Annotated in this window: 12 protein-coding genes; 5 read left to right on the top strand and 7 right to left on the bottom strand. The window is 54.0% G+C overall.

The annotated features are described in order from the left end of the window. Positions 1 to 348: 348 nt before the first annotated feature. The 5 genes from N2A98_RS22865 to N2A98_RS22845 form a co-directional block, all read right to left on the bottom strand. Positions 349 to 1,956, bottom strand: coding sequence for a type I restriction-modification system subunit M (locus N2A98_RS22865; protein ID WP_275622681.1), 1,608 nt, complete (start codon positions 1,954 to 1,956; stop codon positions 349 to 351). Continuing rightward, complete coding sequence (locus N2A98_RS22860; protein WP_275622680.1) at positions 1,953 to 3,080, bottom strand: AAA family ATPase; 1,128 nt, start codon at positions 3,078 to 3,080, stop codon at positions 1,953 to 1,955. Before N2A98_RS22860 ends, N2A98_RS22865 begins: the two co-directional genes overlap by 4 nt. Continuing rightward, complete coding sequence (locus N2A98_RS22855) at positions 3,077 to 4,327, bottom strand: restriction endonuclease subunit S (RefSeq protein WP_275622679.1); 1,251 nt, start codon at positions 4,325 to 4,327, stop codon at positions 3,077 to 3,079. The genes N2A98_RS22860 and N2A98_RS22855 overlap by 4 nt, the downstream gene beginning before the upstream one ends. Continuing rightward, positions 4,317 to 7,325, bottom strand: coding sequence for a type I restriction endonuclease subunit R (locus tag N2A98_RS22850; RefSeq protein ID WP_275622678.1), 3,009 nt, complete (start codon positions 7,323 to 7,325; stop codon positions 4,317 to 4,319). Before N2A98_RS22850 ends, N2A98_RS22855 begins: the two co-directional genes overlap by 11 nt. Before the next feature lie 370 nt (positions 7,326 to 7,695). Continuing rightward, positions 7,696 to 8,169 carry a hypothetical protein gene (locus N2A98_RS22845; RefSeq protein ID WP_275622677.1) on the bottom strand — a complete coding sequence of 158 codons (474 nt, stop codon included), beginning with the start codon at positions 8,167 to 8,169 and terminating at the stop codon, positions 7,696 to 7,698. Here N2A98_RS22845 and N2A98_RS22840 point away from each other — a divergent pair. After that, the gene (locus tag N2A98_RS22840; protein WP_275622676.1) at positions 8,145 to 9,383 is read left to right on the top strand and encodes a hypothetical protein; all 1,239 of its coding nucleotides are present in this window, start codon (positions 8,145 to 8,147) and stop codon (positions 9,381 to 9,383) included. The genes N2A98_RS22845 and N2A98_RS22840 overlap by 25 nt on opposite strands. A gap of 321 nt (positions 9,384 to 9,704) precedes the next feature. Here N2A98_RS22840 and N2A98_RS22835 read toward each other — a convergent pair whose 3' ends face one another. Then, entirely contained in the window at positions 9,705 to 10,067 is a 363-nt protein-coding gene (locus N2A98_RS22835; RefSeq protein ID WP_275622675.1) for a hypothetical protein, read from the bottom strand. Positions 10,068 to 11,352: 1,285 nt separating this feature from the next. Between N2A98_RS22835 and N2A98_RS22830 the strand changes: the two genes are divergently transcribed. Genes N2A98_RS22830 through N2A98_RS22815 form a run of 4 tightly spaced genes read left to right on the top strand, consistent with a single transcriptional unit; the run spans position 11,353 to position 14,329 of the window. Further along, complete coding sequence (locus N2A98_RS22830) at positions 11,353 to 12,753, top strand: YfjI family protein (protein ID WP_275622674.1); 1,401 nt, start codon at positions 11,353 to 11,355, stop codon at positions 12,751 to 12,753. After that, positions 12,746 to 13,099 carry a hypothetical protein gene (locus N2A98_RS22825; protein ID WP_275622673.1) on the top strand — a complete coding sequence of 118 codons (354 nt, stop codon included), beginning with the start codon at positions 12,746 to 12,748 and terminating at the stop codon, positions 13,097 to 13,099. Before N2A98_RS22830 ends, N2A98_RS22825 begins: the two co-directional genes overlap by 8 nt. Beyond that, complete coding sequence (locus N2A98_RS22820; protein ID WP_275622672.1) at positions 13,083 to 14,063, top strand: integrase domain-containing protein; 981 nt, start codon at positions 13,083 to 13,085, stop codon at positions 14,061 to 14,063. The genes N2A98_RS22825 and N2A98_RS22820 overlap by 17 nt, the downstream gene beginning before the upstream one ends. Next, a complete protein-coding gene (locus N2A98_RS22815; RefSeq protein WP_099268127.1) occupies positions 14,060 to 14,329 on the top strand; it encodes a hypothetical protein in 270 nt (89 codons plus the stop codon). Before N2A98_RS22820 ends, N2A98_RS22815 begins: the two co-directional genes overlap by 4 nt. Positions 14,330 to 14,493: 164 nt before the next feature. On the opposite strand, the gene N2A98_RS22810 is transcribed toward N2A98_RS22815, so the two are convergent. Beyond that, positions 14,494 to 15,750: an integrase domain-containing protein gene (locus N2A98_RS22810; RefSeq protein ID WP_191942866.1), complete on the bottom strand. Its 1,257-nt coding sequence runs from the start codon at positions 15,748 to 15,750 to the stop codon at positions 14,494 to 14,496. Between the last annotated feature and the right edge of the window lie 58 nt (positions 15,751 to 15,808).

The following is a 15,808-nucleotide window of genomic DNA, read 5'->3' as shown; positions in this document are numbered from 1 at the left end:
ATTCACGTGTGCCGCTATCCATAGTCGTCCTAGTGAAATAAAATTTGTCACCTGTTGACTGACGAGTTTCTGCCTACTGCAGTGGGCTGCGTTCGACCACAAGCGGAATATGACCTATAAATAATCCGTGCTGGGGTGCCGCTGAGTGTAACGAACGGGCAGACTTCCACGACCTTTCGCGTCGGCCTGTTCGGGCTGGAAAACTGGGTAATATCGAGTACCTACGGCTACGCTGAAACAGGCGCTGGATAAGATGTCGGCTGGTAGTTGTGATTTATAGACGCATAACAAGGCAATAGCTGTCCGTGCAATGACTTGTTATGCGGTCTCATTGAATCGCTTTGCGGTTCACACTAAAGCTGGCAGGCCCAGCTCTTTCAGAAACGCATTGTGTTTGTCCCGTGCCTCATGAATGGTTTCTTCCAGTGAAACCAGTTCGGCATTTACGATTTGCAAGTCAATCTCTGCCTCTGCGCTTGCCGTACTGATGTAGCGAGAGATATTCAGGTTGTAGTCGTTCTTCTCGATCTCCTCCATCGTTACTCGTCGGGAGTAGCGGGGCTCTTCCTGGCGGAACTGGTAGGTCTCAATAATCTTGGCTATGTTCTCATCCGTCAGATGGTTCTGGCGCTTGCCTTTAAAGAAGTGCTCAGCTGCATTGATGAATAGTACGTCGTCTGGTTGCTTGCATTTTTTGAGCACGAGGATGCAAACCGGGATACCAGTGGAGTAAAAAAGGTTGGATGGCAAGCCAATCACAGTGTCGATGTGGCCGTCCTTTAGCAGCTTGGTGCGGATGCGCTCCTCTGCACCGCCACGGAACAGCACACCGTGAGGCAGAATGATGGCCATTACGCCCTCGTCTTTCAGGAAATGAAAGCCATGCAGCAGAAAGGCAAAGTCGGCAGCCGATTTGGGGGCTAGGCCGTGGTTTTTGAAGCGCACATCGTCGGCCTGGGCGTCCGTGGGTTCCCAGCGGTAGCTGAAGGGCGGATTAGCAACGATGGCGTCGAACGCGGGTTTTTTGGCGGGATTCAACTCGCGCAAGATGTCCCAGTCGTTAGTCAGCGTGTCGCCGTGATAGATCTCGAACTCAGTATCCTTTACCCCATGCAGTAGCATGTTCATGCGGGCCAAGTTGTAGGTGGTGATGTTCTTTTCTTGGCCGTAAATCTTGCCAATGCCATGCGGCCCCATGCGCTTGCGCACATTAAGCAGCAGCGAGCCTGAGCCGCAGGCGAAGTCCATCACGCTTTCCAGGCGTTGCTTGGGGCCGGTTTTCGGATCCTGGCTATCGAGGGTGACGATGGTGGAAAGGATGTCGGAAATTTGTTGGGGAGTGTAGAACTCGCCCGCCTTCTTGCCTGAGCCGGCGGCAAACTGGCCGATCAGGTATTCATAGGCATCGCCCAGTGCATCGATGTCCGTGGAGAATTCTGCCAGACCTTCGGCGATTTTTTGGATGATCGTACAGAGCTTGGTGTTGCGCTCTGTGTAGTTTTTGCCCAGCTTTGGGGAGCTCAGGTCAATTTCCGAAAAAAGTCCCTGAAAGGTGCTCTCAAAAGACTCGGTTTCGATGTATTTAAAGCCCGCCTGCAGTGTGTTGAGCAGTTCACCGTTCTGGGTGCGGGCCATATTGGCGATGCTGTTCCACAGATGCAGCGGCTGGATGACGTAATGCACCTTGCGCCGCATCTGCTTTTCAAATTCGGTGATGTCATCCGGGTTGTTTGTGTACCAGAGCGCGAGCGGCACACGTCGGTCTTCATCTTCGACTTTGGGGTAATCGCTGCCCAGCTCCTTCTTGGCTCCCGCCTCATAGTTGTCTGACAGATAGCGCAAGAAGAGAAAGGAAAGCATGTAGTCGCGGAAATCATCCGCATCCATGGCCCCGCGCAATTGGTCGGCAATGGCCCAGAGGGTCTTGCCCAGTTGTTTTTGGCTGGAGTCGTTCATGGTTTTAGCTCGAGAGTCGGGATTGGTGCTGTCGTGGAGGCAGTCTGCTCTAGGATGTCGGGCAGAGCGAAACGGTAGCGGTTGAGAAAGGCACTGAGGATTTGTCGGAAAAGCTCTTTGGTATCGTTCACCATCTCCATAGGTTGATAAATGGCGTATTTGCCATGGCTCAGAAGGTTAAGCGCTCGGGAATAGAGCACCTCATCTTCTACACCGTGAATACAGGCAGAAAAATCGTCATACCCGAAGAAGGTCGCGGTCTTCTCCATGATGCTGCGCAGCATATTGAAGTGGTAAGTGTAGAGTTTGCCACCCTCAGCAGCCTTGTGGATTTCTGCAAGCGTTGCCACATGATGGAAAAATGGCGTGTCATCCGTTGCCCGCAGGGTGTAGGTGGTACCGCGTTCGGGCCGGTGGAGGAAGTATTTTTTATGCGGTTCTTTCTTCAATTCATTGCACACCACGTTGAAGAACAGAGCGTGGTGGGAAGAGAGGACGACTTTCCAGCGATCTTTGCCTCTGCGGAGCAGTTTCGCGAGATCGCTCGCCACGGCAATGGCATTGTTGTCGTCCAGGGAGGAGATAGGGTCGTCTATATAGAGGTATTCGACCCACGCATAGGACTCGGCTCCGTCGATCACTCGCTCGCAAATGGCCATGAACAGACACCAGATGAAAATGTTCTCCTCACCGCGGGATACCTTGATGTAGCTGGCTTCATCTTTACGGAAGCTGATGGTCCATTTGTCGTAGTCGATATCAAAAATAAAATCCGTGTACCGACTGAGGTAGCCTCCAATGCTTTCCTCCAGGGCCAAATCTTTGAGGCCATTGAAAAACTTGGAAGCCGCGTTGAGGCGTAAGTGCCGCGCACTGTCGTTATCCAGGTCGTTGTCCCAAGAGAAAAGGTCTTCGGTGAAGGCGTTGAAATAGAGCGTGTCGGGGTTCCCCTTATTTTTGCGCTTCCCAGCGTCTTTGAACTCCATGGACAGGCGGGTTTTGCCTGTGCCGTTGTATGCGTAAAGCAGCACAAATCCCTGATTTCCACCGGTCAGGTCATCCCGCAGCCGGGTGACTAGTTTTCCAATGTTCGTGAATTTCTGAATCTTCGGCTTTCCACTCATGCAGCTGTCTCCGCCGCAGGGAAAAGCTGCTGAGTTAGTCCTTTTTTTTGCATTTTGAGGACTGCTAGCTTTTGGATTTGGGCGGTGATGAGGTCGTCGAGGGAGGTCAGACAGTCGGCGATGCGTAGTTGTTCTGGGATAGTAGGAACAGCAACGATTAGTTCTTTCCGGAAAGTGGTCGGATTGATGTTGGCCTGACTGATACTTGGCTTGGCGAGTGTCTTTATTTGTGCCTGATGCAATGGCGTATTCAGCATGAAGTTACAGAACGAAGGATTGATCCGCTGTTTGTTCAGACGATACGTGACGATGTAGGAGGCCGTTATGCACTCTGATTTGAGCCGGAAGAGAGAAATTTTTCCGACTAGGGCGGGGCTATTGGTTCTATTGAGAAGAATATCTCCGTCCTCCAAGCGGAAGGATTCGAACGAGTCAGGATCCAAATCGATATAGACCAGGTTTGTAAAATCTAGCCCGCCGTCGACCATATTTCCCATGCGCAGAACCGGATACTGACCTTTCGGTGAAGTTGAGCTTGATGTCCCGTAGAAGGATTTGGTTACAAACTTATCAAATGGACACACTTCCCACTCCCCGTCGTTTTGGAATTCAGGGAATCGGAGGCGGGGTTGGTTTTCGCCTTCGCGAGGGAAAAGTAGCTGCATCAGCCCTTTTTTATGTGTCTTAAGGGCGTGTACTTTTCGAGCTTGCACAGCGATCAGATCGTCTACCGAACTGAGGCAATCGGCGATTTTTTTTTGTTCGTCAGGTTTGGGGACTGCAACCCTAATTTTTGAATAGGCAGATATCCAATGTCGTCCATGGGCACCGACTTCGTAATTAACTCTCTGCATTGATTCGTAAATAAACTTGATGTTGGCGCCTTTTTTCGCCAACAAAATCTTCATTGCTGACGATTTCGCCTTAAACTGAAAATCCACGTATTGAGATGCGGTTGTGAAATCATCAAAAATAATAACTGGAAGGGGATGGTCAAAAACCCCTTCAGTCTCATTCGTATATCCCAAAATGAAGGTTTTTCCGGCTGTGACGACCGGTGTTTCGTACTTGTCGTCATAGGCCGTGCTATTCACCAAAAACTTTGTAGGCTGGAGATAATCCAAGCATTCTCCTAACTCTTTTGGCCCCCAACTCTCCGCATCCTGAAACTGTGGGAACCGCAGCTTGGGCACCAGTGTGGGAAGATCATCTTCCTGTAGGCTCATGGTTTTAAGTTTACTGCTCATAAGCACTGAGTCCTGAGATGTCGCGGCCTTGGGCGCGTTTAGTTAGCAGAGGGTGCAAATCTTCCATTAGGGCCAGCTCGGCTTGGGTGCGGGCTTTCCAGCCGAGTTCGAGAGGGGCCATGAGGTCGCTAAGCTGTTCGCCGTCGAAGATCATACGTTGCAGGATGCGCTCTACAAAGCCTTGCAGGGCGGCGGGTGGCAGCCGATGTTTTGTGGCGATGGTGGCGAGCTCAGCACTGTCTTTTTCGTTTTTGAAGTGGGCGTAGCCGTTGCGGATAGCAGTTTCGCTAAGGCCTTCTCCTGCTTTGAGGGTGGCAATGTAAGCGGCAATGTCATCTCGCTCGTTCATAAACTTGGCATCGGCCTGGATCAGACCGATGAGCTGTTCGCGACTCATCTTCTGTTTTCCCGGTTCCTGCTGCGAGAAGCGGGACATGAGCCCCACGATATAGTCGTAGTCAATGACGGCTGAGGCGAAGAGGACGAACTCGAAGTCGAGTTGGTCCACCTCGTCTACGGGGCCATCTGCATCTTTTCCGCCCTTGTCCTGCTGGGCCTTGAGGCGCTGGGCCGTTTCTAGATAAGCGCCGCGAAAGCCGAGCAGATTTTCCTTTGGCAGGATGTGCTCAATGGCGGCGGCGTTGTCCGCGGTGAGGTCGGTGTATTGGTCAAGCTGGGTTTTGAGGCGCTGCACTTCCTTGAAGTGGCTGATAAAGGCCGCGCGGGCTTCGTCGCCCTTAAGGTTGGGTACAGCCTCGGGAGCGCAGTCCAGGCCCTGCGATTGCAGGAAATCGTCCAGTTTTTGCACGGCGGCTTGGAGTTTTTCAATAACCACAGGGGCCTTGTCCACCAGCCAGATTTCGCGTGCTTGGGAGTCGGATTTTTCGCCAGAGAACAGGGTGATAGCTGCATCCACAGCTTCTTGCTGCTGGCGAAAGTCGAGGATGTTGCCGTAGGGCTTGGTGCCGTTGAGTACGCGGTTAGTGCGAGAGAATGCCTGGATCAAGCCATGGTGCTTGAGGTTTTTGTCCACGTAGAGCGTGTTCAGGTATTTGGAGTCGAACCCGGTGAGAAGCATATCCACCACGATGGTGATGTCGATTTTCTGCGCGTGCGGGTGGTCGGCGTTAGGCCATTGCTGGTCTTTGATTCGCTTTTGCACGTCCTGGTAGTAGAGGTCGAACTCGCTGACGCTGTGGTTGGTACCAAAGCGAGTGTTGTAGTCGGCCAGGATAGCCTTAAGGGCAGCTTTTTTACCTTCTGGATCTACTTCGTTGTCCTGCTTTTCCTGCGGAAGGTCTTCCTGAATCTGCTTCACATCAGCGTCGCCCTCGGCGGGCGGCGAGAAAACACAGGCGACATTCAGTGGCTGAAAGTCGGAGTTGATAAGCTGTTTGGCTTTTTGCAATTCGGCAAACAGGCCGTAGTATTCGATAGCGTCGTTAATACTGGCGGTAGCGAGGATCGCGTTGAAGCGGCGCTGGCCGGTGGCCATGTCGTGCTTGGCCATAATGGCTTCGATGACCGCTCGCTTAGCCAGGCCTTCACCTGGCTTGGGAATCTTTTTGCCCTCTGGCTTGAAGTAATCGATATGAAAGCGCAGGACGTTTGCGTCCTCAATGGCGTGGGTGATGGTGTAGGCGTGCAGCTGCTTCTGGAAAAGTTCTTTCGTGGTTTGGTACGAGGCCTGCTGGTCTTCCACCTTAATGCGGGAGGCATTGTCTTCAAAGATGGGCGTGCCGGTGAAGCCGAAGAGCTGGGCCTTGGGGAAGAACGCTTTGATGGCCTTGTGGTTCTCGCCAAATTGGGACCGGTGGCATTCGTCGAAGATGAAGATAATGCGTTTATCGCTCAACGGGGCCAGTTGCTCTTTGTAGGTGAGCTGGTCATTCCTCTTGCGCTGCTTATTGCGCTTGCTGTTTTCATCCAAGGCGAGGCCGAGCTTCTGGATGGTGGTGACGATGACTTTGTCGGCATAGTCCTCGGAAAGCAGGCGACGCACGAGCGCTCCGGTGTTGGTGTTCTCCTCGACGCAGCCCTCTTGAAACTTGTTGAACTCCTCGCGGGTCTGGCGATCGAGGTCTTTGCGGTCCACCACAAATAGGCATTTCTCGATGTCAGGGTTGTCCTTGAGCAGGGTTGAGGCTTTGAAAGATGTGAGCGTTTTACCGCTGCCGGTGGTGTGCCAGATGTAGCCGTTGCCACAGTTTTGATGGATGCATTCCACGATTGCCTTGACGGCATAGATCTGATACGGGCGCATCATCATGAGCTTTTGCTCACTGGCAATTAACACCATGTAGCGGCTCAGTGTCTGGCCGAGCGTGCATTTGACGAGGAAGGTCTCGGCGAAGCTGTCGATGTGAGTGATTTTTTTGTTCGCCTCGTCGGCAAACTGATAGATAGGTAGAAAACGCTCGTCGGCGTTGAACGCGAAATGGCGGGCATTATTGTTGGCGAAGTACCAGGTGTCCGTGCGGTTGCTGACGATGAATAGTTGAAGAAAGCAGAGCAGGGTTTTGGAATAGCCATTGCCGGGGTCGTTTTTGTATTCGACTATCTGCTCCATGGCACGACGTGGACTGATACCAAGAGTTTTCAGCTCCACCTGTACGCATGGAACACCGTTGATGAGGATCAGAACATCGAAACGGTGGTGGCTGTTGTCTGTATTGATGCGCAGTTGGTTGACGACCTCGAAGGTGTTTTTGCACCAGTCCTTGATATTTACCAGTGTGTAGTTCAGCGGAGTACCGTCTTCGCGGGTGAAGGCGTTACGCTCGCGAACGGTGCGAGCTGCGGCGAAAGCGTCGGGGGTGACGATCTCGTCAAGCAGGCGCGCGAATTCGCCATCGCTGAGGCGAACGCGATTGAGTGCCTCGAATTTTTCGCGGAAGTTAAGCTCCAGTGAGTCGCGGTCTGTGATGTCTGGGCGGTAGGTGTATTTGAGCTCAACTAGCTTGTCGATAAAGCTTTGTTCGATTTTTTGCTCACTCATTGATGGTGCTCTGCAATCTTCATGTGGCCAGTAGTAAAACATGACTATTGTGAATCTCCACGTGCCAACCGCAAAGGGCCTGCGTTGAGCTGCGTGTTACTCATTTCTTTTGCGGTTCTCGCGATGACTGCTGATGGGGGCACTACGCTCAATACCATCCTACGGGCGCAGGTTTAACCCAAGGCCGCACCTTCCAAGTCCGGCTATCCTGTGTAGCAGATTCCAATGGGGCTTGGCCAAGATGCATGCGTTCTTATCGTAGCCGCCGATCGGTCCAGCTATACGGAGTGTCGCACCCCATGCATTGATTAAGCGCTGCTTCGTCGCGGGTGGTGATTCCAGCATCCGAGTGTGGGAAAGGTAGTCGGACTCATTTATAGGGCAGACCGTCCGCTTTTGGTCGATTCTTTTGACAAAGTCGGTCCACCCAAACGGCATGATTATGGACTGGTGAAAACGCCTTTTTGCACGCTGCTACGTGAAATCTGAACCCGGAAGCCTGTAAGCCGAAAGTAAAGATTTCAATCTCGGACGCATATTTTTTGCTGTGGAAACCATCGCGGACTTTGTCAACAGGATCGACCGAAATCGGCTTTTCAGATAGCGTCGGTTTCGGGCCGTGCGGTCCGGCAGTACCGAATACTGTTTCGACGAGTGAGGGGGGCGGCTCTTTTGTAAGCGTAAACATTACTAGGGGAGCATTTTTCCGCGTCAAGTGGAAGCAGAAACGGAATGTAAGAAAATTAAATGTTATCTCAGTTTCGCCACATGCTAAGGGTGCTTCGGCATTGTCGAAAAATGAATGAGTAGGGCTTAGAAATGAGACGAGTGATTTTCTATTCATGGCAGTCCGACCTTCCATCCAGGGGAAATCGTGGCTTTATCAACGACGCACTCGAGCGCGCAATTCGAACCATAGCCGCAGATGATGACGCAACTCTTGAGCCGGTTTTAGATCGCGATACAGCAAACCTTGGTGGGACACCTGATATAGCGCACAGCATTCTGGCTAAGATTTCTGCCGCCGACGTGTTCGTTGCTGATGTCAGCATAATCAATGCGGGCTCTTTGCGGCCGTCGCCGAACCCAAACATTCTTGTCGAACTGGGCTATGCGGCAGCGGAGCTTGGTTGGGAGAACATCATACTGGTACAGAACATCGCTTTCGGTGGGCCAGAGCTACTTCCGTTTGACTTAAGAGGTAGGCGCGTAATTACTTATTCGCTTGACTCAGAGACTGCACCTGCTGAAGCCCGGGGTTTACTGCAAGGCCGATTCGAGGGGGCTTTGCGGTCTTCACTGAGTCCGAGTGTTGCTAGCGGCTTGCCCAGCGGCCGTGAAGCGAAGCTTTGGTGGGGCGTTTGGAGGAACCGCATCGGAGAGATCCTGGATCAAACGCTTTTTGTGCGTGAAGTGGGGCCAAATGGGTTCCTTTTTGATTTGTCTGTCTCGCACGGCGCCCATTATGGGCACATCACAGCTTATGCGAGAGTGATGTCACAAGACCTTGCTTACTGTCGCCTGCAAAATGGACCGGGTCAGCCTGACGGCGAACTTATGTTCAGACGCGAGCTTACCGATGGTGGCCGCGTGGTTATCATTGAAGAAGTCTCACGATGCTCATACTTCGGAGGCACGCGTGCCCACTTCGGCGGAAGGCTTACCCACGAATACGAGCCGTGGTTTGACGCAGGATGTCTGAACGAACTAGAGGTGGCTCGACTGTATTCGCTAGTTGGTTCACACCTGAGCACGATGCGACTCTGCTCGAGCGATATGGGCTCACATGAAAATACCGATGCTCACCTAATGGATGTGCGCGCTTACCGGGGGGGCGTCGCAGGGCTCTATGCGTCAATGGGAAGCCTTCTTATGGTCGCAGACGACGGTCGAATGTGGGCTGCGTTCACTGACGACGCCGTTCTTAGGTATTTCACAAACGTACCAGATTATAGAGCCCGACTACCGGAAACAATTGAGGAGTGGCGGCGCACCTTCGGTGAGATAGAGGTCGTCTACTGTGAGGCGGTTGACGTCGTTCCTACGCGGGATATCTGATCAAAGGTCTGGCGGCAGCGTCCAGATGTCGAAGCCGAACGCCGAATGTCGCTGGTGGATCGAAAGCGGTTAGTTGTCACAGCCCGCTCAGAAAAAGGAAGAGGATTCCCACTCGAATCGTATATCCACCCCGTTAACAAACCAGCCAAAAGGCCGGCCGGGAAATGAATAAGTTGAATAGGTTGGCCGCCAAAGGTGTAAGGCAGTGGCAACAAGACTGTACGTTCCTGTGGTAGAAAACGACTCGCCAGAAGTGCAGTTTTTGGACATCAAAAGAGCAAAGTAAACTGCAGCGAAGCTGCAGATTACTTTATATTTCTCTCACAATCGGTTCCACGATGCTAGGAATGTTGACATAGGAACGCCGCGGAATACATACCGGCTCTTTTTGCCGGAGTTCGTGAGTTCGTAATATACAGGCATCGCTTTACATTCCGCGACTTTGGAAGCGATTTTTCGCATAATAGGGCCAACCTCTCCAGGGCTTCCAAAGCTTCTGGAAATAGAGCCAAACGACTTTAGATCTAGGCTGCGCCACTGCCTGCCATCAAAGATGTAACCATCGATATAGCCTGTTCTGTTTGCGCCAGGGTGGAGGCGTACGTCGCCAATCGAAGCAAAGGAGTTAATGCTATCCAATACAACGCCAGAAATTATCAGTTGCTGCGGTGCGGTACTGCTCATTCTCTTTCCTTGAATTTTGATGCTGAATTGGCCGTAAATCTCTACTGTTAAATAGAAAAGCGAACAGACCTGCATTGAGGTTACAAAACCTTTGACAGTGTGTCTATGGCCCGCTTTGGAGTGATCGCCTCGTCTGTAAATGTCCGTATATGGACTCCTCCTCGTTGCAAGCAGACGCTGATCATGCGGCGTAAAGCCGACACTTCCCAATTAACCAGCTTTGATGCTTGAGTCTGTATCTGACGTTTGAGATTTGCTTTTCCCGCCAAACCCTCCGATCCAGCGATCTTTGATCGCGCCGATCGGAGGGTTCACTCGCTTTTTTCTCGAAGCCACCTCGTTCCCCCTCCTATTTCAAATTTGATTAACGTCACTCCGTCGTTTATACGTCAGAAATGACCCACGACCGTTATCGGTGCAGTGCAGTTAAAATGTCAAAGCGGAGCTATTGCTAGAGGAGTGGCGACAGCGGCGACACCGGCGACAAACCACGTCGGACGTGCCCTGGAGCGTGGCGACAAAGTGGCGACAGTCGCCACTTCTGGCCCACTTTGCTCCCAATGCTTGACCGCCTTTTCGAGCAGGTATAACAATTAGCGCACGGATCGCTGTCGTTGACAGCACCTGCCCAGGTAGCTAGAACCTTCAAGGCTACGCCACTTGCGTGGTGGTTCTTCCGAAGTGCGATTAGCGTCCGGCGGCTCGCACGGTCACTCCCCAAGAGTGATGGATGCCTACTCGACTGATCTGCCCACTGCGGCAGACGATGGACCTTTCTCGCTGCACTGCAGCAACCTCACCTCTCGGCACACTTCGTTGCGCCAATCCGCGCCCGTCTCTTTCTTCTGGAAAGAGACGGGCGCTCGTACCACTGCTGCAAGCCACGTCGTACAGGGCATTGCCGCAACTCTCCTCGTGACAATCGACCTGACAAATCCGATTCGTCGCCATCCGCAACGACACAGGCACCGGTGCCGCAGCCAATGGAAAGGCTGCATCTGACTGACAGTCAGGCATGCCCCAGGTGTCCATGTCGTTGCCTTCTCCTACTCCGGATCTCCAGGTGCCGAACTCGTCAGTCGGCACAGCCTCTACCCGCCCGCATCTTCGGATGCGACTAAGGAGGCCAGATTCATGGGGTTATGCCCTCGCTCCTGGTTGTAAGGAGCCGTTCGTTCCGCGTCAGTGAGCACCTCACAGGCCGCAGGAGCCTTGATCCCTGATAACACTCAACAACCGTGGCGGGACTACGTGAGGACAACCAGCAATGAACGAGGAGAGGGCCATGCAGCAGTTAGATCCGAAGCTTGAACTATCACGACCACCTCGACCGTTGATTGAGTCGAATCCCGTGGCCCAGCCTTATCCGGTTCAGGCACTGGGTGGGATTCTTGGGCCTGCGGTGGAGCGCATGGCCGAGGTCATCGGCGTGCCCCAGGCATTGGCTGCACAATCGGTGTTGGCTGCCTCGGCGCTGGCTACCCAAGGTCATGCCGGCTTACAGCTCGACGGGAGAAATTATCCCCTCTCTCTGTACCTGATCACGGTGGCAGCTTCGGGGGATCGTAAAACGGCGGCAGACCGATCTGCATTGCTGCCAGCACGCCAATGGGAGCGTGAGCAGTGGCAGCGCTACCGCGAACAGCTTGCCCGGTACCGCGCCGCACAGCGCCAGATGCAGCGTATCAACCCTGCCGATCCCGACTCCGCGAACGGTGTACCGCTCGAAGCGGAGCCCTCTGCACCGAGGCTGATTACCACGGACCCAACTATTGAAGCGCTGATCAAAGGGCTCTGCCATGACCTGCCGAGCATGGGGTTGTTCTGCGATGAAGGGGGACAATTCCTCGGCAGCAGCACCATGAGTCGAGATAACCGTTTGAAAGCGGTTACGACCTTGTCGTCACTCTGGGACGGCAGTCCGATAGATCGCGCGCGGTCTATGGCGGGTGAAAGCTTGCGAGCTTACGATCGACGCTTAAGCCTGCACCTGATGCTGCAACCGTATCTAGCCATGCAGTTACTCAGTGACCCATTGCTGCAGGGGCAAGGCATTCTCGGTCGCTGCCTCATCACCTGGCCCACCAGCCTGGCCGGACAACGCAGTTACCAGTCTGTCGACTTGTCCAAAGACCCCGCCCTAAAGCGATATCACCACCGTCTTTCGGCCCTGTTTCATCAGCCTTGGTCACTTTCCGCTGACGGTGCCTTGCGGCTATCACCGCTGACACTGAGTCCGTTAGCCCGCCGTCGCTGGATTGATTTGCATGATGCTATCGAAGCTCAGCTGGGGGAGTTTGGCGAGCTGGCCAGCGTACGGCCCAGCGGATCAAAGGCCGCCGATAACCTGCTGCGCGTCGCCGGCACTCTTGCAGTTGTGGAGGAGAGCAGCGTCGTGGAGGTCGACCATATCCAACGGGCCTCCGCTTTAGTCGGCTACTACCTCACCGAGATCCAGCGCCTGACTGAGCAGGAGCCAGTGTGTCGAGTAAAAGAGGAGGCAGACCGGCTGCTGCGATGGCTACAGGTCAAAGATTGGAAGCGTTTCAGTATTCGTGAATTGAATCGCAACGGTCCCCGCTTTGCCCGCAAGAGCAGTCGTCATGCCGCTAAGCTGCTGGTCGAGTTGATTGATCATCAGTGGTTGATCACTGATGGCCACACCTTCGAGGTGCGCCATGTTTAATCTTGATGAAGCGCTGCGCAACCATCTGGCTCAGCGTCAAAAGGAGCCCAAAGCGCGATTTGTCGCCGCTACTGTCGCCACTTTGTCGCCACGCTCAAAACCAGGCAGGACAAGGGCTGTCGCCGCTGTCGCCAGTGTCGCCACCACCCATAAAGCTATCGCCTCTACGACAGCCATTATTCAATGGTTGAAAGAGGAGGGCGCGCATCTTTACGTCACCGACAACACGCTGTGTTTTCGCCCGACTGATTGGGCTCAGCTCGCGATTGTAAGTGCGCACTGGCGAGCCCTTTTGCATGATCTCGCAGCAGCCGATCAGGAACAGAAAAATGGCTCGGGTCGGTAAGCGAGCAGGACGCAATTTCGGCTTCGGTCGCCAGCTCAGCTATGCCGGACCGCAGGCACTGAAAGACCTGTTTGGCGACGGCCATTTTGCTACCGTCAAAGCCCATAGTGATCGCTGGGAGGCCTTCGTGCGTTGGTGTCTATCCGAGGAAGGGCCGAGGCTCAATGATGCGCGACAGATCGACCGCGAAGTCCTAATGCGGTACGCCGTCCACGTGCGGGAGCAGGTTGATCAGGGCAACGTCGGCATTGCCACCGCGCAGAACCGACTGTCCAGCGTGAACCGAACGATGGCCGCGCTGCGCGGTGATCAGTACGTCAAAATCCCGAGTCCGAGTAAGGCGCTGGGCTTGCAACGCTCAAGCGTGCGTAGTGAGGCTCCGCATGGCCAAGACCGTGCCCAGGTCGAATTGATCGCGCGGGCGCTGTCAGATCGTCAGCAATCGAGGGTGAGTGCCATTGTGCTCCTTGCTCGGGAGACCGGCATGCGTCTGCGTGAAGCGGTCTTGGCGGACTTGCCCAGGCTGCAACGTGAGGCTCGGCAACTGGGCAAGATCAATATCCAGGATGGCACCAAAGGTGGTCGATCAGGGGCCTCGGCACCGCGCTGGATTACGGTAACGGATCAAGTTCGCGATGCCCTGGATTGGGCCAGCGCGAACTCACCCAATGGCAGTCGGAATTTGTTGGCGCCCGACGAAAGCTACAAAGACTTTATGCAGGCAGTTGTGCGACCGGCACGGGACATCCTGCATGAGCATGGATTAAAAGGTTTTCATGAGCTGCGGGCGGCTTACGCCTGTGAGCGCTATGAGCAACTAATCGGCTTTCCTGCACCCGTTAATGGTGGTCGTGTTCATCAAGAGGATCGAGCACTTGATCAGCGAGCCCGTAAGCAGATCAGCCACGAGTTGGGACATAACCGCATCGATGTGGTGAGTGCCTACATCGGAGGCCGCCGATGACGGCCGAGTTCGACATAGCGTTGTTCCTGCGCCCCGTGCTCAAAGGTGCACATGCCACGCAGCAGCGGCACATCAGGCAAGCAGAAAGGATGCACGAGGTAATTCGTGAACGCTGGGGTTGCGCGACTCCCTGGTCCTGGAGAGAAAAGCACGTGAGATGGTTTCTGGAGCACTATTTGCGATGCTCAGCTCCAGCTACCATCTACTACTACGAGTTAACAGCAGGGTTGATCCGCCGTAGAAAGGCAAAAGTCGTGGTTGCCTGATCGACCGTTAAGCGTGAGCCCCTGAGTTTGGGAATGCGGAGCCTTCCCAAACTCAGGGGCTTGGCTGAACAAGCGCAGACATACCAGAGATTTAGCGACAGTCGTCATTTCTGTCGCCATGCGGCACTACACGGACTGTTGGCGGTATCGTTAACCTTGGATGCTCAGCGGATCGGCACCACGTTGCGGTCCCTGGTTTGATTGATGGCCGATGCCGACAGGCTGCCGGTGGCCGCCTTCTGGATATGTTCACTCCACCAAGCCATCATCGGACGCCGGCGTTCGATGTAATCCGTCCGGTTGTAGGCGCTACGAACTTCGTCCTTGTCGACATGCGCCAGCGCGACCTCGATCAGCTCCGGATCCCAGCCATGCTCATTCAGGATGGTGCTCGCCATCGAGCGCAAGCCGTGGCTGACTAGACGGTCCTGAAAGCCCATGCGCTTCAACGCCATGTTGGCGGTCTGGCTATTGGCATGGGTGCGGGGGTTTCTATCTGAGGGGAACACGTACTCTCTGTTACCGCTGAGTTGCTTGAGCGTCTCCAGTAACGAAAGTGCCTGGTCGGTAAGGGGGATTGTGTGCGGCCGACGCTTTTTCATGCGCTCTGGCGGAATGGTCCAAATGCGCTTGTCGAAGTCGATATCTGCCCATCGTGTGGTGGCTGCTTCGGCAGGGCGGGTCATCGTATGCAACTGCCATTCAATCAGGCAGCGGGTCGTGCGTTTGATACTGGCATTCGCGATTTCCATCATGAGCTCGGGAAGCTCCTCAGGTGGTAGCGCAGCCATGTTCTCTTTCTTGGGTTTCTTGAACACCGCCCGAATTCCATTGAGGGGGTTCGCAAATATCAGCCCGGAGTTGACCCCATAGGTCATGATCTCGTTGAGTCGTTGACTCAATCGTTTCACGGTTTCGAGGCTCCCTTTGGCCTCGATTGGGCGAAGGATCTTGATAACCATCGGAGCAGTGATTTGAGAGAGCGGCGTTGTTTTCATGCTTGGGAAAACATGTAGTGTCAGCGATCTCCAAATGTCTTCGGCGTAGGCTTTGGTTACGGAGTCTTTCTTCAACTCGAACCAGGCGGTGGCCACCTTCTCGAAAGTGTGTTCAGTCTCAGCAAGTTTGGCTTGCCTCACCTCATCACGCTGGGTTTTGGGATCAATGCCCAGAGCGAGCAGCTCACGCGCCTCCGCGGCTTTCTTCCGGGCGTTGGCTAGCGAGAGGTCGGGATATGGACCAAGCGCCATATTGATACGGCTTCTGGTCAGGGGCTCGCGGTAATTGAAATTCCACATCATCGAGCCGCTTGCGCGTACTCGAAGCTGCAAGCCATCGCCATCGCTGAGGACGAAGTCTTTACCAGTTGCCTTGACTGCCTTGAGCTGGCGATCGGAGAGGCGGGTTGCGTTAGTAGGCATGGGGGCTACCTCCAGCACCGTTTTGGTATCCTGAAAATAGCATTTGGTAGTCCGGGAT

Origin of the sequence: Pseudomonas sp. FJ2-5-13, assembly GCF_029201605.1 — a bacterium.
Classification (GTDB): Bacteria; Pseudomonadota; Gammaproteobacteria; order Pseudomonadales; family Pseudomonadaceae; genus Aquipseudomonas; species Aquipseudomonas lactis.
Note: the sequence above shows the minus strand (reverse complement) of the source record. Positions and strands in the feature narration are given on the sequence as shown.